The organism is Bradyrhizobium jicamae, assembly GCF_018130215.1.
In the GTDB taxonomy this organism is placed as follows: domain Bacteria; phylum Pseudomonadota; class Alphaproteobacteria; order Rhizobiales; family Xanthobacteraceae; genus Bradyrhizobium; species Bradyrhizobium jicamae_A.
Map to the genome: position 1 here is coordinate 84459 of NZ_JAFCKQ010000012.1, position 21765 is coordinate 106223.

The following is a 21765-nucleotide window of genomic DNA, read 5'->3' on the forward strand; positions in this document are numbered from 1 at the left end:
ATGCGACCGCTCCGACCGATGGTCGCAAGGCGATGAAATCGCAAGACTCTCGCGGTTGCGCTTGACATAGATCAACATCCCCGTCGCCAACCGCCGTCTGATGTCGACCGAGTTAGTTGCTCGCCCTCATCGGCCACCCTGCGCGAGATCGAAGCGGGCGTATGCCGAGGCCCCGGGACAGCATGAACGGGTGACATCATGATCGATTGGTTCTTCCAGACGCTCCGCACCTATCCTGAAATCGCGATCTTCCTCTCCCTGGCCCTGGGCTACTATTTCGGGTCCTTCACCTACAAGGGTCTTGGTCTCGGCGCGGTGACCGCGACGCTCGTCGCCGCGGTCATCATCGGTCAGATCGGAATAACCATTTCGGGTCCGCTGAAGCCGTTCTTCTTTCTGATGTTCCTGTTCGCAATCGGTTATGGTGTCGGACCGCAATTCGTGCGCGGCATCGCGCAGGACGGCATTCCGCAGGCGATTTTCGCGGCCGTGGTCTGTGTCTTCTGTCTTCTCTCTGCCTATTTCGGCTCCAAGCTCGCCGGCTACGACGTCGGATCGGCCGTCGGCCTCTATGCCGGGTCGCAGACGATCTCCGCGTCGATGGGGCTTGCGACCGATGCCATCAATCGCCTTGGTCTGCCCGCAGACGAGACGAAGAAGCTGTTCGATGCGATGCCGGTCGCCTATGCCGTGACGTATATCTTCGGCACGGTCGGGTCGGCGATCGTCCTGGCGCTGGTCGGGCCGGCATTGCTCGGCATCGACCTCGAGACCGCGTGCAAGAAGTACGAGGAGGAGTACGGCGGCAAGAAGCAACTGGGCGGCCCGGGGACGGCCTGGCACCAGTTCGATGTGCGCGCCTACCGCGTTCGTGAGCGGGGCCCCGTCGTCGGCAAGACGGTCGAGCAGGCAGAGGCGCTGATTCCCGATCAGCGCGTCTTCGTCCTGCGGCTTCGGCAAGGCGGGAAGATCGTGGAGGCAACCTCCGACGCCGTGATTCATGCCGGCGATATCGTCGCCGTGGCTGGCCGCCGCGACGTGCTCGTGCAGTTGATCGGCGAGCAAGCGGAAGAAGTCGACGATCGTGAGCTGCTGGCGGTGCCGATTGAGGGTCTCGATGTCTACGTGACCAGCAAGGACGTCGACGGCAAGACGCTGGAGGAACTGGCGAAAGCACCGGGCGCTCGGGGCGTATTCCTGCGCAAGATCAGCCGGGGCGCGATCGCGACCGAGATTCCGATCCTGCCGAGCACGAAGATCAATCGGGGCGACATCGTCACCGTTGTAGGTCGCACGCCCGATGTCGGCGCTGCTACGAAAATGCTGGGCCGGCCGGATCGTGCGACTGACGTTGCCGATGTCGCCTTCATCGGGGCAGCCATTGCGATTGGCGCGCTTATCGGCGCCTTCGTTTACAAGATCGGAAGCGTGCCGCTGACTCTGTCCACGTCCGGCGGCGCGCTGATCTCCGGTCTGTTTTTCGGCTGGCTCCGATCCGTTCATCCGACGTTCGGCCGGATCCCGTCGCCCACCGTGTGGTTCATGAACTCGGTCGGTCTGAACGTCTTCATTGCCGTCGTCGGCATCTCCTCGGGACCGGGGTTCGTCGCCGGACTGCAAAAGCTCGGCTTCAGCCTGTTCCTGTGGGGCGTCATAGTGACCACCGTACCGCTGATCCTGGCGATGTACGTCGGCAAATATGTGTTCAAATTCCACGACGCGATCGTGCTCGGATGCTGCTCCGGCGCGCGTACGACGACCGCCTCGCTGGGCATGATCAATGACCGCGCGAGAAGCCAGATTCCCGGCCTTGGCTATACCGTCACCTACGCGGTCGGAAATACGCTGCTGACGATCTGGGGCATGGTGCTGGTCATGCTGATGACATAGCCGCGACAAGACGATGTTGACCTGGCTTCAGCAGTTTCTGGTCCGCTATCCGGAACTTGCGCTGTTCCTGGTGATCGCGGCCGGCTACTGGATCGGAAGCTTCAGGATCGGTGCGTTCAGCCTTGGCCCGGTGACGGGCGCGCTCTTCGCCGGACTGGCGGTCGGCGACTTCGCGCATGTGCCCGTCTCCGGCATGACCAAATCCTTTTTGTTCCTGCTGTTCCTGTTCGGGGTGGGCTATTCGGTCGGTCCGCAATTCGTGCTGGCAATGAAGCGCGACGGGCTGAAGCCGGTGCTCATGGCCGTCGTCGTGAGCCTCACTGGCCTCGCCGCGGCGATCGTCGTCGCGCGCGTGCTGCGCCTTGACCCCGGCTTTGCGGCCGGGCTCATGTCGGGTGCTCTCAGCCAGAGCGCCGCGATGGGTACGGCGACCGACGCAGTCAACGGACTGTCCGTTCCCGAAGCACAGCGCGCACTTTTCGTCTCGCATATCGCGGTGGCGGATGCGGTCTGCTATATCTTCGGCTATGCCGGCGTGATCACGTTCTGCACAATGGTCGTTCCGGCGCTGCTGAAGATCGACCTGAAGACAGAAGCGCTCAAACTGGAGCAGGCGCTGGGCATCACCCGGGCCAAACCCGGCCTGGCGTCCGCCTGGCGCAAATTCGAGTTGCGCGCCTACCGGCTGGATGAGCAGGCGGCAATCGCCGGGCTTTCGGTTGCCGCCGCCGAAGCCCGCGTGCCCGGGCACCGGGTCTTCATCCACCGCATCCGCCACGGGGAGCAAATCCTCGAGGCGGAACCTGGAACGATGCTCGCGGCAGGCGACGTCATCGCGCTGTCCGCACCGCGTCAGGTGATCGTCGACCTGATCGGACCGCGCGGCGAGGAGGTCGAGGACCGCGAACTCCTCGATATCCCCCTGGTCTCGGCCGACGTGTTCCTGATCAAGTCGAAGCTCGCAGGCAGCAGTCTCGAGCAGGCGTCGGAACAGACCTGGGCACGTGGCCTCTATTTGCGCTCGCTGAGCCGGGGTGGTGAAGCACTTCCCATCGCCGCCGGCGTGGTCCTGCAGCGCGGTGATCTGCTTCGCATCGTTGGCCCTGAAACAGTGGTGCAAAACGCTGCCAAGAGCATTGGCGTCATCGTTGCGCCGAGCACCAGCATCGATTTCGTGGTGCTGGGACTTGCGATCTTTTTCGGTGGCCTTGTTGGCGTTCTCGTGAGTTTTTCGGTTGGTGGTGTCACCATCTCGCTGAGCACCAGCGTCGGCACGCTGCTCGCCGGACTTCTGGTCGGCTATCTCCGCACCCGTATGCCGCACTTCGGCCGGATCCCCGACGGCGCGATCAGCCTGATGACATCGCTCGGGCTGGCGGCCTTTGTCGGCCTTACCGGGATTCATGCCGGCCCGATCTTCCTTTCCGCCATACGGGAGTCGGGCATCGGTCTGCTCCTGGGCGGCATGATGGTGACCCTGTTGCCGCAGATCGTCGGCTTCTGCTTTGGTCATTTCATATTGCGCATGAACCCCATCCTCTTGCTCGGCGCACTGACCGGAGCACAGACGGTAACGGCAGCGATGGCCGCCATCCAGGAGCGTTCCGGTAGCTCGGTGGTCGTGCTTGGCTATACCCCGGCCTATCCGATCTCGAACATCCTGCTGACGACCTGGGGATCCGTCATGGTCGCCGTGATTGCGGGATGAGCCGGCGGGAGCCACCCGGAACGTGGTGGCAAAGCCTCCATTTCTCACTGTTCCCGCGCTCGCGATGTCAGTCAGGCGATGCCGATAACGGTCAACGTAGAAACGACGCCGTGTTCGCGCTCAGCATTCAACGATATTCACGGCGAGACCTCCTTCGGACGTCTCCTTGTACTTCGAGAGCATGTCCGCGCCGGTGTCGCGCATCGTCTTGATGACATTGTCCAGGCTGACGTGGTGTTCGCCGTCGCCGAACAGCGCCATGCGGGCAGCGTTGATTGCCTTTATCGATCCGATCGCGTTGCGTTCGATGCAGGGGATCTGAACCATCCCGCCCACGGGGTCGCAGGTCAGGCCAAGGTGGTGCTCCATGCCGATCTCGGCCGCGTTCTCCACCTGCGCTATCGATCCTCCAAGGACTGCGCAGAGCCCGGCTGCCGCCATCGAACAGGCCACACCGACTTCGCCCTGGCAGCCCACTTCCGCGCCGGAAATCGAGGCGTTCTTCTTGTAGAGAATCCCGATCGCAGCGGCTGTCAGCAGAAAGTCCATGACACCGTGCTCGGAAGCTTCAGGAACGAAGTCCACATAGTAGCGCAAGACCGCCGGGATAATTCCGGCCGCACCGTTGGTGGGAGCAGTGACGACCCGGCCGCCGGCCGCGTTCTCCTCGTTCACGGCCATCGCGTACAGGTTGACCCATTCCATGGCATACAGCGGATCGGCGCTGACGCTCGGCCGGCTGCGCAAGAGCTTTGCAAGGGACGGGGCTCTACGCCGCACCTGCATGCGCCCGGGGAGCAGGCCTTCCGTGACGCAGCCCCTCTCGATGCAGCCGTTCATGACCTGCCAGATCTGTACGAGCCCGCGATCGATCTCTTCGTCTGTACGCAGCGCACGCTCATTGGCGCGCATGAGTTCGGCGATGCTCAAGGCGTTCCTCTTGCAAAGGGCGACGAGATCATCTGCCGTGCCGTAGTCGTAAGGAAAGCGAGCTGCCGGACCATTCGGCGCCGGATCCTGCGCCCCGATGTCCGACTCTCTCACGACGAAGCCGCCGCCCACGGAGAAGTAGGTTTCAGCGGCCAGCATGTCGCCGTCGGCGCCGAAGGCGGAGAGCGTCATGCCGTTCGGATGAAATGCAAGTGGCTTTACGCTCCACTTGATATGCTGAAGGGCATCAAAACGGACCGTCTGACGCCCGTCGAGACAAATCGCACTCTCTTTCCCGATCTTTGCGAGGATCGACGGAACCGCATCGATATCGATCGTGTCGGGTGCGTAGCCGGACAATCCGAGCAAGACCGCCGTGTCCGTTGCGTGCCCCTTACCCGTTGCGGCCAAGGAGCCGTGGAGCCAGATACGGATGCCCTGGACCCGGTTGAGAACTCCGGTTTCTGAGAGTTGCCTTGCAAACGCGCGCGCGGCCTTCATTGGTCCAACGGTGTGAGAGCTCGATGGCCCTACACCGATTTTGAACATATCGAAGACGCTAAGCATCTTACCCCTCCCTCGGATATCGCGGCTGCCAAGCCGCTGCGTGCAACGCTCCCGCGTTCCACGCAACGCGGGAGGGGTTACCTGGCAGAGTCGATGAACCTCATCGCCGAGTTCGACATTTGGCACGTCGGCGAGATCCACTCACGAAGTATACCCGAACGCGCCGGCCGTGCACCAAGGCGTCGCCAACCGCCGCAAACTCGGCTGCGGCGGCTGCCGCGCCGATTTCGTGTCCGTCGCCCTTGACCGATGGGATGACTTTGATCCCGGGACCGATGAACTCTGGCAAGGTTGCGTGGCAGCCAGGTCCATGACCATCGAGAGGGCGGCTTCATGCAGGACGGGGCTGCGCTGAATTCAGTCTTGGCTAGCATTGTGACTGTCCAGTTGGTGCTGAGTAGCCCCGCCGGAGCCCTGATCACCGGGCGAAGCTCGCGCCTCGCGCAGCGTTAGCCGGCTGCAGCGGTTTGCAAGAGGGGAGTCTCTTCCTCGACAGCTGCACCCAGCTCGTTCTCCCATTTGGCGACGACGGCAGTGGCGATACCGTTGCCAATGACGTTCGTCATCGTCCGCCCCATGTCGAGGAAAGCGTCGATGCCGATCAGCAGAACGAGGCCGCCGGCCGGCAGACCGAAGGTGGGCAGCGTTGCGGCTGCGACGACAAGCGAGGCGCGGGGCACGCCGGCGATACCCTTGCTCGTGACCATCAGAAGAAGCAGCATCGCAATCTGCGTCGTGATGGGCATGTCGATATTGAAGGCCTGGGCGACGAACAGCGCGGCAAACGTCTGATACATCATCGAACCATCGAGATTGAACGAATACCCGAGCGGCAGGACGAAGCCGGCGATGCGTTCGGAGACGCCGAACTTCATCAATTGCTCGATCATCTTGGGGAACGCGGCCTCGCTGCTCGAGGTCGAGAAGGCGATCATCATCGGCTGTCTGAGCAGGCGGAGCAAGAACTTGATCGATCCGCCGAGTACGACACTGCCCGCACCGATGATGAGTACCCAGAGCACGAAGAGGCCGAAATAGAAGGCGCTGACGAACTTTCCGTAGGTGACGAGAACGCCGAGGCCCTGCGTTGAAATGACCGAGGCCATGGCGGCGAAGACGCCGAACGGGGCGAAACGCATGACATAGTCGGTGAACTTGAGCATCACCGGAACGATCTGGTCGATCGACTTGGCGATATCGGGGGCAAACGCCCCCTTGACGGCACTGAGCGCAAAACCGAAGAACATCGAGAAGACGAGGATCTGCAGCACCTCGTTGCCCGCCATCGCCTGAACGATGCTGGTCGGGAACACGTGCGCGGCAAAGTCCTTGACGTTCAGGCTGCTGGTCTGGACGTTGGCCGTCGCATTCGCGTCGGGCAGTGCAAGGCCGAGCCCGTGGCCCGGATGCAGGACGTTGGCAAGCAGCAGCCCAACCAGCAGCGAGACGACGGATGCCGTGATGAACCAGGCCAGCGACTTCACGGCGATCCGGCCGACCGCGCCACCGTTCGCACTGAGACTGGTGATTCCGGAGACGATGGTGCCAAACACCAACGGTGCAATGATCATCTTGATCATGCGCAGGAAGATGTCCGACACGATGGAGAAATAGCCGGCGATGATCTTCGCCTGCTCCGGGCTCGCCAGTCTGTTGCACGCGTAGCCTGCCGCGATGCCGAGAACCAGACTGACCATGATGTACGTGGTCAGCTTGTTGGGATTTTGAGTTCTGCTGCCTGCCTGCATGACGAGATCCTGCGCGCCACCGGGGGGTGCAGCATCCGAGTTGTGGCGCATTTCCGGCGTCTCGGCGGCTGCTGCTGGAGGAAGTGAAGGTCGTATTGGACTACCCGAGCTTGGACAGAACGGCGGTGCGGGCCCGAGCCGAAGGCGCATTGCGGGCGCGGATTGCTTCCATGAGCCTGTCGATGTCAGCCGTGGTGTTGAACATGCCCAACGAGACGCGGATGCCGTCGCGTTCCGGCGATACGCGAACGCCGTTCTGCGTGAAATAGTCGAGCCAATCGGCCGCCGGCAAAGCGATGACGTAGATGTGCGGCGCGCGATGCTGCCGGTCCCGCGGGCCGACCAGGCCGACGCCGAGCCCATTGAGGCGCTCGATCAGATAGTCGCCGAGGTCGAAGCAGTGCCGCTGGATATTTTCGATACCGATTTGGTTGATGAGGTCGATTGCCGCACCCAGGCCCTGGATGGCCGGAAGGTTGAAGTTGCCCAGTTCGAACCGGCCGGCCGTCGGCGGCAGGGCCAGATTGTCGGGCCTGGCGACGAAGTCCAACGGCGGCTCGGCAAGACTGGCAGCCGCCAGGTAGGCCGGCTCCAGTTCGGTCCTTGTCGCGTCCCAATAGAGCAGGCCGAGTCCTTGCGGGACAAGCAGTCCCTTGTGCGTGCCCGAGCCGATGAAGGTTGCCTTCATCGCCTTGGCGTCAATTGGCACGACGCCGATGCCCTGCATCGCGTCGACGACGAAATAGAGCGAACGCTCTGCGCACAGAGCACCTACGCTCTCCACGTCGAAGCGATGCCCGGCATGGAAAGTGACAAGCGACATCGATATCGCGCGGGTCCGCTCGTCGATGTGCGGCCGGAAGCTTTCCGCATCGACCACCTCTGTCATCGGAATGAAGACGATCTCGACGCCCTTCTTCCGAAGATTGAGGAAAGCGTAGGCGTTGTTGGGATGATCGCCGTGGATCATCAGAACCTTGTCACCAGCGCGAAGCGGGAGCGCGTTGGCTGCGATGTTCATGCTTTCGGAGGTGTTCTTGGTGAAGGCGATCTCGTTCGGCCTGGCGCCCAGGAAAGCCGCGACCTTGGTGCGCGTCTCTTCAAGTCGGTTGAGCCAGATCTGCTTCGGCCCCGCGGTCTCGAAGCCCTCCTGCAGGAAGCGCTCATAGGCCTCCTTGACCGGCCGCGAGAGCGGGGTCTGAAATCCGCTATCGAGATAAACGACGTGTTCGGCGGCCGGAAAGGCCTTTCGAACGGCGGCAACGTCGTAGTGACGCGACATCCCACTCTCCCTGACGAGCGCGACCGAGGCTGCTTCGGACTGTTGTTGCTTGAGCCGGTTCTGGCCGCGCAGTGCGCTGCACAAAATTTGATCTCTCACCGGCAGAGCCAAGGATATGGGCACGACCGTTCTTCGTCCATCGACATTTTCATATTTAGGCTGTAATTATTCCGAAAATCGATAATTCGTTTTTGTCGAAATGATGGGAAGGGAGCCATGACCAGCAAAGCGGATGGGCCCCTCGACCGGGCATTTGCCGTGGTCGGGCATGTCGCCGAGCAGACCAAGGCGGTCTCGGTGGCGGAGATCGCCAGTGCGCTTGCGCTACCGCTTCCGACGACCCACAGGCTCGTCGGAAATCTCGAGGCGCGAGGCCTCCTGCAGAAGGCCATCGGGACGAAGCGCTATGTGGTCGGCAATCAGATGGTGACGTTGGCCGCGAAAGCCATCGCGGCAGCCTTCCGCACGGCGCGACGGCATGCGGTGCTGCGAGCGGTCGCAGACGAGATCGGCGAGCAATGCGAGATCGGCGTGGTGCGCGGCGATGTCGTCAGCTACGTCGACAGCGTCAGCGTCATCCAGCCGCTGGGGCTGCAGTTCAGGCCGGGAGAGGCCGCGCCGCTGCACTGCACGTCGACCGGCAAGATCTACATGAGCCGCTTGCCCGCGCGCTATCGTGACCGGCTGGTCGATGCGCTCACGCTGACGAAATTCACCGACAACACCATTACCGACCGGGACACATTCTTGACGGTCCTCGAGGAGACCCGCCGCCGCGGCTGGGCCAAGTCGAACGAAGAGTATGTCAGGGGCGTGGTCGGTTGCTCGGTCCCCATCGTGTCTCCGGATGGCAACCTGATCGCATGCCTCGGCGTGTCAGTGCCCGTGGCGCGGGTCAGCTTCGACGAGCTCGACCGCTTCATTGCGCCACTGCAGAAAGCGGCCAGGCTGCTTTCGCAAACGATCCTGGCGGACAATGAGAGCGAAGCGAGCGAGGAAGCCCGATGAGAGTCTTCCCGGGTCACATCAGGCGCTACTTCTCGGCCGGCTCCGTGCGTGCAAGCCCCAGCCCACGCCGTTCCGCGTCATAGCCCGATGTCAGGATCGACTGCCACCATGCCCGGTTCGCCAGATACCAGCGGACGGTCTTGTCCAGTCCGCTGTCGAAATTCTCCTGCGCGCGCCAGCCGAGGTCGCGCTCCAGTTTCGCGGCGTCGATCGCGTAGCGGCGGTCGTGGCCCGGGCGGTCGGCCACGAAGGAGATCAGCCGGCGGTGCTCGCCCTGGTTCGATGGCTGCAGCCGATCGAGCAGCCGGCAGACCTGCTCGACGACATCGAGATTGGTCCGTTCGTTGCGGCCGCCGACATTGTAGGTCTCTCCGATCCGCCCGTGGCGGAGGATCGTGTACAGGGCGCGGGCGTGATCCTCGACATGGAGCCAGTCGCGAACCTGCCTGCCGTCGCCATAGACCGGCAGCGTCTCGCCTGCGAGCGCCTTGATGATCATGTGCGGGATCAGCTTCTCGGGAAACTGATAGGGCCCGTAATTGTTCGAGCAGTTCGAGATCAGGCAGGGCAGTTCGTAGGTCTCGCACCAGGCGCGAACCAGATGGTCCGAGGCGGCCTTGCTGGCGGAGTAGGGCGAGTTCGGCGCATAGGGACTGCGTTCGGTGAACGCGCCGTGCGCGCCGAGCGATCCGAACACCTCGTCGGTCGAGACATGCAGCAGCCGGAACGATGCGCGCTCTTGTGGCGTCAGCGCGCGCCAGTGCCGCAGCGCTTCCTGCAGCAGCGTGAACGTGCCGGTGATGTTGGTCCTGATGAACTCCTGCGGGCCGTCGATCGAGCGGTCGACATGGCTCTCCGCCGCGAGATGGATCACGCCCTGCGGCCGATATCTGGCAAACAGCCCGCGCAACGCCTCGCCGTCGCAGATATCGGTCCGCGCCAGCCCATAGCGCGCGGATTGCGGCCCGGCCTGCGGAATGGAATCCAGGCTCGACGCATAGGTGAGCTTGTCGATGTTGACGATCGAAACGTCGGTGGTCTCGAGCAAATGCCTGATCACGGCGGAGCCGATGAAGCCGGCGCCGCCGGTGACGAAGAGTGTTGATCGATCCGTGCTCATGCCGTGGTGTCGTGGTGCTAGCGTTGCAGCTTCGCAAGGCTGCGATAGATCGAAAGCAGATATTCGCCATAGCTGCTCTTGGCCGACCGCTGCGCCAGTCCGTGGAACTGATCGAGCGTGATGTTCCCCATCCGGAGCGCGATCTCCTCGAGACACGCAATTCGCAGGCCCTGCCGCTGCTCGAGAATCTGAACGAAATGGCTGGCTTCGACCAGCGACGAATGGGTGCCAGTATCGAGCCAGGCGAAGCCGCGATGGAGCATTTCGACCGAGAGCTCGCCGCGCTCGATGTAGGCGCGGTTGACGTCGGTGATCTCGAGCTCGCCGCGCGGCGACGGCTTCACCGAGGCCGCGATGTCGAGAACCGCGTTGTCGTAGAAATAGAGACCGGTTACCGCGATATCGGATTTCGGCTCGGCCGGCTTTTCCTCGATCGAGATCGGCCGCCGCTGGCTGTCCAGCTCGACCACGCCGTAGCTCTGCGGCGAGCTGACCGAATAGCCGAAGATCGTCGCGCCGCGCGTCTTGCTGGCGGCCCGCGCCAGCTTGTCGCTGAGGCCGTGACCGTAGAAGATGTTGTCGCCGAGGATCAACGCGACGTTGTCGCGACCTACGAAGTCGCGGCCGACGATGAAGGCATCGGCGAGGCCGCGCGGCTGGTCCTGCACGGCATAGGAGAACTTGAGTCCGAGCTCGCTGCCTTCGCCGAGCAGCCGGCGGAACAGGTGCTGATCCTCCGGCGTCGTGATGATCAGGATGTCCTTGATTCCCGCGAGCATCAGCGTCGACAAGGGATAGTAGATCATCGGCTTGTCGAACACCGGCAGCAATTGCTTGGACACCACCGTCGTCACCGGGTAGAGCCGCGCTCCGGTTCCACCCGCAAGAACTATCCCCTTCATCACACCTCTCGCCCCGCGGAATTTGAGGGTTGCCGCTCAAGCTCTAGCATAGATTTTCGCCCGCGGTACGGGGCCATGGCCCGGATTTACCATTTTGGCGCAAGACCTTGCGCGAGTGTCGCGTTGACGTCGCAATGCCCCGCGCCCGGCAGGGTCCTTGACGCCGGCGCCTTAGAGAAAATCGGCTCTCACGACCAGTACGCCGGGCATTCATCGCGCGCCAAAGCATGTCGTCGTGTGGACGAGCTCACATTCCCGCGAAAGCATCGCTGCTATGTTGCCGAAGATCCGCTGCTCGACGGTAACCACGATCGGTTAAGTCGACTGCTGGTCTCATTGCGCGTGTTGTTCCCCGGCGATAAAACGAAATTGATTTCACGAAGCCCGCCGCAACTGGCGATGTCCCAATTTCGTCATGACACTATTGAACTTGATTGCTAGAAAAGTTGAATCGTGCAGCCTGGTCTCGATATGCCTTCCCAACCACAAAAGATCCCGCTGTTCCTGCGTTTCAAGGAAAGAAGCGTGTCGGGAGCGTTCGTTGCGCTCACGGTGCTGGCGATGGTTGGATGGATCTATCTGCTGAGCTCGATGTTCGCGAGATTTGTTCTCTGGTTCTTTTCGTGATTCGCGGAGTTCTTTCTGATTAGCTTTGCACCGCCCGGCTGCACAAAAAATCCAATCTGTGAACAATCTTTCGGCGTGCCGAAACATGATGTGGTCACAACTTCGGACTCTAAAACGGGTCAGCGCAAATGCCAGATCAGGACCTCAGCGATGGCCACTGCTTTTACGATCGTCGCCGTCACATACGCCCTCGGATTCGTCTTGGGATACGTGCTGCGCTCGTGGCGTTCGCAAAAACGCCGGGCACACTACCTGCTATATGCGCCATATCGATTCAGTTCGTCGAACGCAGGGTCAATTCCAGGACGTCAAGCGAGTACGTTTGACCGCCCGCGACGCGCTTTCTGATTCAAGGTAAGGCCGAAGGGAAGCGTTTTTCCAGGCCGCTTTGACCCGCCTCCATGGCATAATGCTTGCTGGGGCAGGCAAGATAGATATCGTTTTGGTGGAGCAGCGCACGCTCGACCAGGAGGCTTCTGTTGGTCACACAGCGCCGTTCACGCGAGGCTGCCAATTCCCGTCCGAGGCACTAGCAGCATGCCGTCGCGCCGCCAGTTTCTGGGAATGGCCTTCGGCCCGATTCTGTCAACAAAGACAGGGCGCAGCAATCGGTTCACGGTCGCGAAGAGCGAGAACCGTTCGTTTCCGTCCGACGCGACGCCGAACGCTTGGAAGACAAGCACGCAGACCGTGCAGATGGCGCCGTTCAATGGTGTCAGCGCGGTCATGCCCGCCATCGGAGTCGGCACCGAATTTTCCGTCAGCGTTTGGGGGCGCATTCCGAAAGGCGTCACGGACGCTTACCTGTTCTCGATGGGGGGGACCGGCGGAGGCGCGGATCAGTCGATCGGGATATATTACTCCGGAAGTCGTCCGGCCGGGAACGCAAGCCGTTATCGCTTCTCGCTTTGGGCAACCGACAAGGATCACAACAAGATCAGCGCGGTGAAGGTCCCGACAGGCACGGGTGCCACGACGGGTTACGGCTTTCAGTCGGAGCAGTGGGACAGCCAGACCTCGCAAAACTGGGCTGTCATGTATACGGTTCAGTACAGGGCGGGGAAGATCGAGTTGTGGGCGACGCGCCGCTGCGAGCGGCCGCGGTTGCTCGTCCAGCAGGCCTGCGCCTGCAACGGATTTGATCCGGCAACGTGGACGTGGGGCAATGCCAACAGCGCGGACCCTGGGCCGGAGATCGAGCTTCCGATCGTTCTCGCGAACCGGTCTCTCTCCGAGAACGAGATCGCGCAGCTTGCTGATGGAATCCAGCCTGAAGGGCTTGGTGATCGGTCGGCGAGCAACCCCATGGCGGTGATCTCATTGGCGGCTATCTCGGATGGAGGAACAGCGCGCAGCGACTCTGCGTCGACTTCTGGTCCCTCCGACGGAGCCTCGATCACCTTGAATGGCCAGACCTTTACATTCCGGACGAAGCCGGTCGATCCCGTCCTCGATATCCCGAGGTACGACTCGCTCACTGGTGGGATCGCAAACGCCGCGTCGGACCGCATCACCGTGACCGGCAGCAAGCTGCCCGCCGGACGTCGTATTCAGATATCCGGTTTGAACTGGACGGGCAGCGGAACGAGCGCGAACGCCACCTATTTCGTGATCAATCCCTCCGCGGATGATTTTCAGATCTCACTCACCGATGGCGGGGCGGCGGTCGACATTGCGTCGGGAAGTCATGCCGTCGTCGTCAACTTCATGCCTGAGTCGGTGGCACAACTCGTCTCCCGGCTCAACGCGCTGACGCCGGGTACGGGCGGCGCCAGTGACGCCCAATACCTGCAGTTGAACTATTTCTCTTTCGTCGCACAACACCGTCAATCCGGTGACGCCGGTCTGGCGTTCACCTTCAACTCTGCAATCGGGAGCATGCCGAGCAACAGGCGGCTGGCTCATGCACTGGCATTCATCACGGACCATACCGGTTTCCGAAACGGCGTGTTCGGTCACTTCGGCGCGCTGCGAAACAGGGCGAACGCCTGGATAATTCCGGCGTCGGGTGTTCTCGCGCCGAACGGCCAGATCACGGGAGGCGTTCGTATTGACAGCTGGCAGCCCGGAACGGTCGTGCAGAGAAAGGGCAACATCGGTCATTTCTGTTTGTCCGGCATCTACACGGGCGTTGCACCCACGGGCGTGGACGTCCAGTTTCTGGACTGGTCGGATCAGTCGGGCGCCACTGTCGTACAGGACTGGCGGTCCTTGAGCAGTTTCACTGTCGACACTGTTGCGCGGACATTCGTCGGTCGGATCGACTGCCCGAGCAGCAAGCGCTGGCTGTCATTCCGGACGCGGAAGACGAACACGCCTGCACAGGCGCAACAGCAGTCGCAGGTGCCTTTCGGTGTCGGCGAGGTATTGATCATGCAGGGCGACAGCATCACCGGCATGATGGCCTCGTTCAAGTCGATCGTCGCCCCGAACGGTTTCACGTCGCGCTGGAGCAAGTATGGCGGGGCCGCCTGGGGACGTGTCCTTTCTTCCGAGGAGATGGGGGCGGGCGAGTCGAATCTCGCGAACAAGATCTCCAACGACGGCAATTGCTGCGTCGCGATCATCAACATCAGTCTCGGCGGCGCCCCGGTCTCCGCATTCAGCAACGCAAACAACGCAAGGACGGTCCGTGCGGCGGTCGACAGTCTTGCACTGTGCGATGCCAATCAGGTGGCATGTCGTGCCGGCTGGTATCTCTGGGATCAAGGGCCGGCAGACGCGAGCACCACAGGGTACGGCGCCAAGCTCGACGGCCTGTATTCATGGCTGCGAACGAACTTCGGAAACGACATCGTGTTCGCAGAGTGCTTCCAGTCGAATCGGCAGCCGACCACGGTCGACGGTACGATTGGCATAGACGGGCTGCGCCGGCAGCAGATGGACTGGATCGCAGGCAAGCACGGCGACGCTCTGGTCACGTCACTTTGCGACGACCACTATTTCTGGTCGAACACGAGAGATGGTGCGCACCCGACCGACGCGAGCGACATGAGCCTGAAGGGTGAGATGATGGGTATGTCGATCCTCAAGTATCGCGGCATGAGCGCGGTGGACGGATTTGGTCCGGAGCCGGTCTCGGTGACGCGAAGCGGAGCTGTCGTCGACGTCACGTTTCAGCTCAATGGCGCGACATCCCTGCAGTCGTGGCGCCCGGGCGAGATCACCGGGTTCGACGTCGTAAGGGCGTCGACCGGCTTTCTGCCCAGCTCCGTGGTCAAGGTAACCTCGATCGATCCAGCCGCCGATGTCGTCTCCATCAACGGGGCGACGTACTCGGACGGTGACAAAATACTGATCAGTGCATTGGCGACTGAGCCGGGCGGGATCGCCGCCGGCACCGTCTATTATGTGATCAATGCTCGCGGAAGCGCCTTTCAGCTCTCAGCGACCAGAGGCGGCTCTCCGATCGACATCACCACGGCGGGCGCCGGCGTTTATGCGACGTGCGTGAACAATCTGCTGGATGTGGCGTCGGCAGCCATCTTGAACTCGAACACCGTTCGGATCACCCTAGCGGCCGATCCTCGTGACGCGGTCCTGGTTCACTACCTGTGGGGCCTCCCAGGCCGCAAGAACGGCGACCCGGATATTACGATCGACAAGGCTGCCCGGTCTGCCATGTCGAAGAAAGACGCACAGTCGAACATCCTGTTTGATAATTTTCCCATGATGACGGCGAGTCTGCACCTGCCGGGACGGCCGGCGCGAACGACATCCAGCCGGCCATTGAAAAGTCAAGCATAGGGTATTCGATGCTGTCCGCGCCCCGGGCAGTTAAGGTTGCGGGCAATGCCTTTACCGTTTCTTAACCAAGCGTGGACGACTTTCGGATTTGCTCCTCGTACAGGCCTTAATCGGAGCCGGGTCAGATGTTTCAGCTGTTCTTGCGAACTCGTGCACATAACATCATAAAGCAACGTCTCGGGGAGCGTGGCTTCAGGGCGCGTTCGGCCGAGCGGGATGCTGAGACCGACCGTGCCAGGATCGGGGCGGTCATGAGCGCGATCGACACTGCGTTGCATGCGGCAGAGAGCGAGCAGCTGGGTTTGGCGCGCCGCGTTGAGGAAGTTTTGGCCCGTGCCGCAGTGACGCTTGGAAATGGCACCGACGAATACCTCGAACGCGAAGCTCTCGACAGCTACCACCAGGACCTGTTCGATGCCGAAATCGTAAACGGCCAGCGTCGCCTGAAAGAGCTGGCCGCCGAGATCGCCCACTTCAAATTCGTGAAAGCGACTGCGTTGACCCGATTTCCGGACTATCAAGCGATTGGGACGGGGAGCTGATCCTGCAGCACCGCTAAGGTTCGTCGCTCAGTTCGACAAGCCAATGATTGATGAGGACGTAGCAGGCGAACGTGTGTGCGACCAGGCAAACAAAAACGATCGAAAGGATCTGGATAGTCGACATGGGCGGATTTCCGGCTGGCCTCTCTAGCTCAACACAGGATCCGTTAATGGCGGGCTAACTGGATCTCGTAGCGAGGCCCGGCGTCGCTCATACCCAGTTCGAGGCAAGCTGGCGACGCGTATGACGCTCCCGCCGATGCCGGATGCCACAAGCTCCGCTTTAATGCACTTCCATATACTGCAAGTAGGAAAGCTTTCGGGAGTCGTCAAACCTCAAGAGTCCATAGTAACAATCGGGATCAGGCCTGCCTTTTTCGCACCAGTCCTTGTAGTTATACCAAAAAACCGGTCCAAGCCTTGGTTGACGCGACGAGCGATCGAACGCGTCTTTCAGGAGAGCGGCTTGGGCGGGCTCTGAAACGACCACGGTTCCTTTCCCGTCGGTTGGCGCGCCATACTCAGTGACCCAGATTTCCTTGCCCTGATCATTGTATTTCGACATGGTTGCGCGCAGCCCATTTGGGCCATCCATCTTCTCCCAGTTACCGTACGGATGGTTACCTACGGCATCGAGGAATTCCTTGGCGCCATTCCGATAGATCGCGTCCAGGAAGTCTCCAGCCTGCATCGTGGTGCTCGTGTTGTACGGCTGGGCCAGGCCCCCCGACACGACAGTTGCGCCGCTGTCTGCCTGCTTGATCGCTGTGTACGCAGCTCTTAGCAGCGCCACATACGCCGCAGGGGAGGGTCTGGGTTCCCAGCTGGAGCCCAGGTTGGGCTCATTCCAGATTTCCCAGTGCCGCACGCCCGCCGACGAATATCTGGCCGTCAGGACCGACGCGAACCGGGCAAAACTCTCGGGATCGGCCGGAGGATAAGCCGGCGGCTTGTGCCCTCCGTTTGCCCATGCAGGGCAGAAATATATCAGGCCGAGCACGGAGATATGGAACTCCTGCGCCAGGCTCACGATTCTGTCGTGCTGCTCGAGAATGTAGGTTTCTTGACCGTCCGGTTGAATGCGGCTCCAGTCGAACTCCACCCTCAGCCATTTTACACCGATCGACTTCATGTCCGCGAAGCGAGTACGGAGTTGCTGCGGTGTCATGAACAGGAGGTCACCCGCGTTCATGCCTTTCTGAAGCGGATATGACCTTGCGGACGATCCAAGCAGCAAGATTGCCAGCATGCCGAAGACGCCCGCCAACCGGATAGGTAAGGCTCGAAGCAGTCGCCCGATTGGTCTTCGCCGATACAAACCGTATTCCCTTAATAGGTGTGTCGCAATACTATGCACGCGAACGGCGAGATGTACCTGCTGGCGATTTTTCGCTGGATGGACAATGCGATGGTCTCGATGCTGAACGTAGCAAGATTCGCGTTCTCAATCCGAGAAACATTTGCGTGCGGCACGTCGAGCCAAATCGTCGAACACGCACCTGGGGCACGCTGGAGTGTTTGTGGACGGTGCGCCTACGATGCCGCTATGGCCTCGGAAGTCATCTCGAGCCTACGCAATTGTTAACCATGTGCCCCGAAATCTGACGTCCGTTACGCTCCGGCGGCTGCAGTGACCTGATGGCGTGATGTCAAGCCGATCGTACTTATGCAGTTCTTTTGCCCGAGAGCTTGGCGCCTGCCGGTGCCCATTAACTTTTCACGAATTGATTGTTGATGCAGCACATCGTGATCGGCAACTTCGTCACATTCTTGCAATCCGAGTCACAAATTGAATTTGCAATGCGAGCTGGAAATCGCCTTTCTTGGTGCGGTGCCACAATATCGCTCGGTTTGCGAAACAACCTAAGCAGGTATCGCCTTCCTTAAGACCATTTCTCGCCATTCGAACCGTCCGTCCTCCGGTCGTTGTATTTGTCAGTTTTCATTGACGCGGCCCTTTGCCGTTAAAGTGCGGCCCTTTGCCGTTAAAATGATGTGATGACGAGGTTCGAGATGTCTGCAACGGCTTATGGCTCCGATGGTCTTCGCGTCCTGACATCGCATCGCGGGGCTTCGCTGCAGAGGCCGTTTCAGCTTTTCATCATCGCCGGCGACTTTCTTCTCGTCCTCTTCAGCTATGTCCTGGCGAACGAAATTTATCGCGACGCCATGAAGACCGATCCCGACAATTCGGTGGGCGCCGGGCTGATCGTCGGCGTGGTGTTCGTAATGGCCGCCTACTTCCAGCGCACCTATGACAATCATAGGTTGCTCGATACGCTCTGGCAGCTGCGCAAGGTTGTTCTCGCATGGCTTTTTGCGCTGACGACGCTGGCTGTTGCCGCTTTCCTCCTCAAGTCGACCGCGAACCTGTCGCGCGGCACGATCATCCTGTTCGCGGTGATCGGGGCGATCGCCATCATCATGCATCGGGTGTTGTGGCGCTACTGCTTGTCGTCGACCTTCGCCAGGGAGCGGCTGATCGACCGCAAGGTCATCCTGCTCAGCCTCCGCTCGCTGGATTTTACCTCGAATCGCTTCAAGGATCTCCGCAAGCACGGATTCGACGTCGTGCGACATTTCGTGCTCGAAGTGACGGCGGATCAAAACGACGATGACTGGAGCGAGCAGGTCACCGAAGTGATTCGGCAGTCGCGCGCGGCCGACGTCGACGAGTATCTCGTGGCGATCGACTGGAACGAACTGCCGATGCTGCAGAAGCTGAGCCAGCATCTGCGCATCGTTCCGCAGCCGATTCGCCTGTTGCCGGATTTCCCGATCGCGGATTTGGTTTCGCGGCCGTTCCTGCCGGTCAGCGGAACTGTGGCGATCGAGATCCAGCGGCCGCCGCTGACGGTGTTCGAGCGGGTTCAGAAACGGTTCCTCGACATCGGACTGGCATCGCTCGCACTGCTGTTGCTGGCGCCGCTGATCCTGACGGCGGCCCTGCTGGTCAAGCTCGATACACCCGGGCCGATCATCTTCCGGCAGTCCCGGCGCGGCTTCAACGGCAAGCCGTTCGAGATCTGGAAATTCCGCAGCATGACCGTGACCGAGAACGGCACCACGGTCATGCAGGCCAAAAAGCAGGACAAGCGGGTGACGCGGGTCGGGCGCTTCCTGCGCAAGTCCAGCATCGACGAGTTGCCGCAACTCTGGAACGTGCTGCGCGGCGAGATGTCTCTGGTCGGGCCGCGTCCGCATGCGCTGGCGCATGACAGTTACTACGATCAACTGATCAGCAAATATGTCTATCGCCACCACATGAAGCCCGGCCTCACCGGCTGGGCCCAGGTCAACGGCTTCCGCGGCGAGACGCCGACCATCGACCTGATGGAGAAGCGCGTCGAATATGACGTTTGGTATGTGAGCAACTGGAGTATCTGGCTGGATATCCGGATCATATTCCGGACCACGGTCGCGCTGATGCATCAGGAAGCCTATTAGGGCCAGCGGCGACGGCCCGTCGATTTTCATTCCATGTCGGCGGTTCGGATTCGGGCTCGGGGAGATCAGCCGCGATCACTGGGCCAACACAGCCGCGCTCCAAGAGGGGCTATCTCGGCGGTCAGTTTTTGCGACCGAGAGTGCCAAAGGCTCGTCGCCCAGTTCTCGAGGGTCAATTATTAACGAGAATGTAATAAGCCGGATGCGTGCTCGAGTCTTGGGAGCAACGCTCGAAGGCGTCCGGATAGCGTTGATCCACGGTTTTCCGGTTGGTTGGACTACGGTAGTGTTTGATCTGTTAATCATATCCACTGGCTGGCGCGGGGCTCTTCGCTAGCCTGCTGGCGGAATTCATCTGTCATCGCGCTTGTTTTGGTGGGGTCGCGCTTTGCAAACACTGATGAGGTCGAGAGGTGATCGAAGGTAATTTGCTCGTCACGGGCTGCGCCGGCTTCATTGGCTTTCACCTGACAGAGCGTCTGCTCAAGATCGGCCAGCCGGTTGTCGGCATCGACAACCTCAACGACTACTATGATCCCGCGCTCAAGCGCGCGCGCCTTGATCGCCTCGAGCAGAATGCCGGCTTCACTTTTCTGCAGGTCGATCTTGCCGACCGGGCGGAGACGAAGAAGCTCTTCGAGCGCTATCGCTTTGAAGTTGTGCTTCATCTCGCGGCGCAAGCAGGCGTTCGGTACTCGCTGGCGAATCCTCACGCCTACGCGGATTCCAACCTCGGGGGCTTTCTCAACGTGCTCGAAGGCTGCCGGCACACCTCATGCCGACACCTGCTGTTCGCCTCGTCTTCGTCCGTCTACGGCGCCAACACAAAGCTGCCCTTCTCGGTCCACGACAATGTCGATCACCCGGTCAGCCTCTATGCGGCGACCAAGAAGGCCAACGAACTTCTGGCTCACTCCTACAGCCATCTCTACGGGCTGCCGACCACGGGGTTGCGATTTTTCACCGTATACGGGCCGTGGTATCGGCCCGATATGGCGCTCTATCTGTTCGCGGACGCCATCACCAAGGGGCGGCCGATCGACCTGTTCAACAACGGAAATATGCGGCGCGACTTCACCTATGTCGATGACGTCACGGAAGCGATGGTCCGACTGATTGGTCTTGCGCCGGAGGGCGACCCGGGCTGGTCAGGAGACCATCCCGATCCAGGTTCGAGCAAGGCGCCGTGGCGCATCTACAATATCGGCAACAACAAGCCGGAAGACTTGATGCACGTGGTGGGATTACTCGAGAAAGAATTTGGCCGTCAGGCCGTGAAGAGGATGCTGCCGATGCAGCCGGGCGACGTACCGGCGACCTATGCGGATGTGACCGATCTTGCCCATGACATTGGCTTCAGGCCGCAGACCAGGATCGAAGACGGTGTAGCGAAATTTGTCGCCTGGTATCGCGAGTACTATCGGATCTAGAGTCGAAGAAATGAGCCCGCTCGGCCGGCGCACGACTTCATACGTGCCGGGGCGCGAACGCCAAGATTCCGCGAGCGATCAAAATTCCGGTAATGCCGCCCGCGGCCTTTTCCACGACATCGAACAGACCCGGATCGCGGTCGACCCGAAAAACCTGAAGCATCTCGAGGAGTATCGCGACACCCAGCACGATTGCGCAAGGTCGCGTGATCCGGCCACCTTCCGACAGGCAGACGAGGCAACCGAGGAGCGCAAACGCGCCAAAGCGCTCGACAAAAACGACGGCCGCAGTCTCGTGCAGCGACAGAACCGGCCTCTCTGCCAGCGATGAGAGGGTGGCGTAGGCGATAAAGGCGAGGCAGCCCAGCGCCGCAATTGTAAAAAGCCTGCGTGACATGATCGTCGATATAGCCGGACCTGTCGGCGATTGCACGGTGAAAGAGGCTGCGTGGTCAATCACGCAGACGTTAACCACGACAGCGGTCAGGCCTGCGCTCATGTTTGCCGGGCTGAACCGCGGTCGGCTTCACGAACCGTTAGCGCAGGTTTGAAGGGATCTCCGGAGGCGTCGAAAGGATAGGCAGCCCGAAGCCTTCTGCTCGAGCCTTCCGACGCCGCTGCCGTGAAATCGCGGCCCTGATACCGTATCCGGAGGCAAAGCCTGCGCTGAAAATCCCGGCTATGAAAAGGATGGCAAACATGGAGCTGACCTCCATGCACGGAGCATGCCAGCAAGGCCCGTTTGCCTGGTATCCGCATGTCCTACTGTTGTCGGCTGATGCCAAGTTCTCTTTGAAGTTGAGGACTGAGACCAAGG

16 protein-coding genes are annotated in these 21765 nt (G+C 61.0%); 9 read left to right on the top strand and 7 right to left on the bottom strand.

The features are described 5' to 3' along the window. Positions 1 to 198 precede the first annotated feature (198 nt). Together aspT (JQ586_RS16075) and aspT (JQ586_RS16080) are read left to right on the top strand one after the other, a co-directional pair. Positions 199 to 1890: an aspartate-alanine antiporter gene (gene aspT / locus JQ586_RS16075; protein ID WP_212395565.1), complete on the top strand. Its 1692-nt coding sequence runs from the start codon at positions 199 to 201 to the stop codon at positions 1888 to 1890. Positions 1891 to 1903: 13 nt separating this feature from the next. Beyond that, on the top strand, positions 1904 to 3598 hold the full coding sequence (gene aspT, locus JQ586_RS16080) for an aspartate-alanine antiporter (protein WP_212395566.1): 1695 nt from the start codon (positions 1904 to 1906) through the stop codon (positions 3596 to 3598). Positions 3599 to 3718: 120 nt separating this feature from the next. On the opposite strand, the gene JQ586_RS16085 is transcribed toward aspT (JQ586_RS16080), so the two are convergent. The 3 genes from JQ586_RS16085 to JQ586_RS16095 all read right to left on the bottom strand — a co-directional run bounded on the left by JQ586_RS16085 (position 3719) and on the right by JQ586_RS16095 (position 8125). After that, positions 3719 to 5095, bottom strand: coding sequence for an L-serine ammonia-lyase (locus JQ586_RS16085; protein WP_212395567.1), 1377 nt, complete (start codon positions 5093 to 5095; stop codon positions 3719 to 3721). Positions 5096 to 5544: 449 nt separating this feature from the next. Continuing rightward, entirely contained in the window at positions 5545 to 6843 is a 1299-nt protein-coding gene (locus JQ586_RS16090) for a dicarboxylate/amino acid:cation symporter (protein WP_212395568.1), read from the bottom strand. Positions 6844 to 6943: 100 nt separating this feature from the next. Next, positions 6944 to 8125 carry an aminotransferase class V-fold PLP-dependent enzyme gene (locus JQ586_RS16095; protein WP_212395569.1) on the bottom strand — a complete coding sequence of 394 codons (1182 nt, stop codon included), beginning with the start codon at positions 8123 to 8125 and terminating at the stop codon, positions 6944 to 6946. Positions 8126 to 8341: 216 nt separating this feature from the next. Here JQ586_RS16095 and JQ586_RS16100 point away from each other — a divergent pair, with 216 nt between their 5' ends. Next, positions 8342 to 9133: an IclR family transcriptional regulator gene (locus JQ586_RS16100; protein ID WP_212395570.1), complete on the top strand. Its 792-nt coding sequence runs from the start codon at positions 8342 to 8344 to the stop codon at positions 9131 to 9133. 25 nt (positions 9134 to 9158) lie between these two features. Here the strand turns inward: JQ586_RS16100 and rfbB are convergent, their stop codons facing one another. Together rfbB and rfbA are read right to left on the bottom strand one after the other, a co-directional pair. Then, positions 9159 to 10253 (bottom strand): dTDP-glucose 4,6-dehydratase, encoded by a 1095-nt coding sequence (gene rfbB, locus JQ586_RS16105; RefSeq protein ID WP_212395571.1) that lies wholly within the window; start codon positions 10251 to 10253, stop codon positions 9159 to 9161. A gap of 17 nt (positions 10254 to 10270) precedes the next feature. Then, positions 10271 to 11155: a glucose-1-phosphate thymidylyltransferase RfbA gene (rfbA, locus tag JQ586_RS16110; RefSeq protein WP_212395572.1), complete on the bottom strand. Its 885-nt coding sequence runs from the start codon at positions 11153 to 11155 to the stop codon at positions 10271 to 10273. 75 nt (positions 11156 to 11230) lie between these two features. On the opposite strand from rfbA, the gene JQ586_RS16115 reads away from it, so the two are divergent. The 4 genes from JQ586_RS16115 (at position 11231) to JQ586_RS16130 (ending at position 16071) form a co-directional block, all read left to right on the top strand. Next, a complete protein-coding gene (locus JQ586_RS16115) occupies positions 11231 to 11596 on the top strand; it encodes a hypothetical protein (RefSeq protein ID WP_212395573.1) in 366 nt (121 codons plus the stop codon). 12 nt (positions 11597 to 11608) lie between these two features. Next, the gene (locus tag JQ586_RS16120) at positions 11609 to 11782 is read left to right on the top strand and encodes a hypothetical protein (protein WP_212395638.1); all 174 of its coding nucleotides are present in this window, start codon (positions 11609 to 11611) and stop codon (positions 11780 to 11782) included. A 537-nt stretch (positions 11783 to 12319) separates the two neighbouring features. After that, positions 12320 to 15529, top strand: coding sequence for a hypothetical protein (locus JQ586_RS16125; RefSeq protein ID WP_212395574.1), 3210 nt, complete (start codon positions 12320 to 12322; stop codon positions 15527 to 15529). Between the two features lie 125 nt (positions 15530 to 15654). Beyond that, positions 15655 to 16071, top strand: a complete 417-nt coding sequence (locus tag JQ586_RS16130; protein ID WP_212395575.1) for a hypothetical protein — start codon at positions 15655 to 15657, stop codon at positions 16069 to 16071. A 283-nt stretch (positions 16072 to 16354) separates the two neighbouring features. On the opposite strand, the gene JQ586_RS16135 is transcribed toward JQ586_RS16130, so the two are convergent. Further along, positions 16355 to 17320, bottom strand: coding sequence for a cellulase family glycosylhydrolase (locus JQ586_RS16135; RefSeq protein WP_212395576.1), 966 nt, complete (start codon positions 17318 to 17320; stop codon positions 16355 to 16357). A 764-nt stretch (positions 17321 to 18084) separates the two neighbouring features. Between JQ586_RS16135 and JQ586_RS16140 the strand changes: the two genes are divergently transcribed. Then, positions 18085 to 19518: an undecaprenyl-phosphate glucose phosphotransferase gene (locus JQ586_RS16140; protein ID WP_212395577.1), complete on the top strand. Its 1434-nt coding sequence runs from the start codon at positions 18085 to 18087 to the stop codon at positions 19516 to 19518. Between the two features lie 413 nt (positions 19519 to 19931). Then, on the top strand, positions 19932 to 20948 hold the full coding sequence (locus JQ586_RS16145) for an NAD-dependent epimerase (RefSeq protein ID WP_212395578.1): 1017 nt from the start codon (positions 19932 to 19934) through the stop codon (positions 20946 to 20948). Between the two features lie 37 nt (positions 20949 to 20985). On the opposite strand, the gene JQ586_RS16150 is transcribed toward JQ586_RS16145, so the two are convergent. Then, positions 20986 to 21447 carry a VanZ family protein gene (locus JQ586_RS16150; RefSeq protein WP_249147647.1) on the bottom strand — a complete coding sequence of 154 codons (462 nt, stop codon included), beginning with the start codon at positions 21445 to 21447 and terminating at the stop codon, positions 20986 to 20988. Positions 21448 to 21765 lie beyond the last annotated feature (318 nt).

Bases quoted from the DNA above. Each gene is read 5' to 3' on its own strand.
- JQ586_RS16140 (WP_212395577.1), top strand. From the start codon at position 18,085: ATGTCTGCAACGGCTTATGGCTCCGATGGTCTTCGCGTCCTGACATCG.
- rfbB (WP_212395571.1), bottom strand. From the start codon at position 10,253: ATGAGCACGGATCGATCAACACTCTTCGTCACCGGCGGCGCCGGCTTC.
- JQ586_RS16150 (WP_249147647.1), bottom strand. From the start codon at position 21,447: ATGAGCGCAGGCCTGACCGCTGTCGTGGTTAACGTCTGCGTGATTGAC.
- JQ586_RS16135 (WP_212395576.1), bottom strand. From the start codon at position 17,320: ATGCTGGCAATCTTGCTGCTTGGATCGTCCGCAAGGTCATATCCGCTT.
- JQ586_RS16125 (WP_212395574.1), top strand. From the start codon at position 12,320: ATGCCGTCGCGCCGCCAGTTTCTGGGAATGGCCTTCGGCCCGATTCTG.
- JQ586_RS16090 (WP_212395568.1), bottom strand. From the start codon at position 6,843: ATGCAGGCAGGCAGCAGAACTCAAAATCCCAACAAGCTGACCACGTAC.
- JQ586_RS16085 (WP_212395567.1), bottom strand. From the start codon at position 5,095: ATGCTTAGCGTCTTCGATATGTTCAAAATCGGTGTAGGGCCATCGAGC.
- aspT (WP_212395566.1), top strand. From the start codon at position 1,904: ATGTTGACCTGGCTTCAGCAGTTTCTGGTCCGCTATCCGGAACTTGCG.
- aspT (WP_212395565.1), top strand. From the start codon at position 199: ATGATCGATTGGTTCTTCCAGACGCTCCGCACCTATCCTGAAATCGCG.
- JQ586_RS16095 (WP_212395569.1), bottom strand. From the start codon at position 8,125: ATGTCGCGTCACTACGACGTTGCCGCCGTTCGAAAGGCCTTTCCGGCC.
- rfbA (WP_212395572.1), bottom strand. From the start codon at position 11,155: ATGAAGGGGATAGTTCTTGCGGGTGGAACCGGAGCGCGGCTCTACCCG.
- JQ586_RS16115 (WP_212395573.1), top strand. From the start codon at position 11,231: ATGGCCCGGATTTACCATTTTGGCGCAAGACCTTGCGCGAGTGTCGCG.
- JQ586_RS16130 (WP_212395575.1), top strand. From the start codon at position 15,655: ATGTTTCAGCTGTTCTTGCGAACTCGTGCACATAACATCATAAAGCAA.
- JQ586_RS16100 (WP_212395570.1), top strand. From the start codon at position 8,342: ATGACCAGCAAAGCGGATGGGCCCCTCGACCGGGCATTTGCCGTGGTC.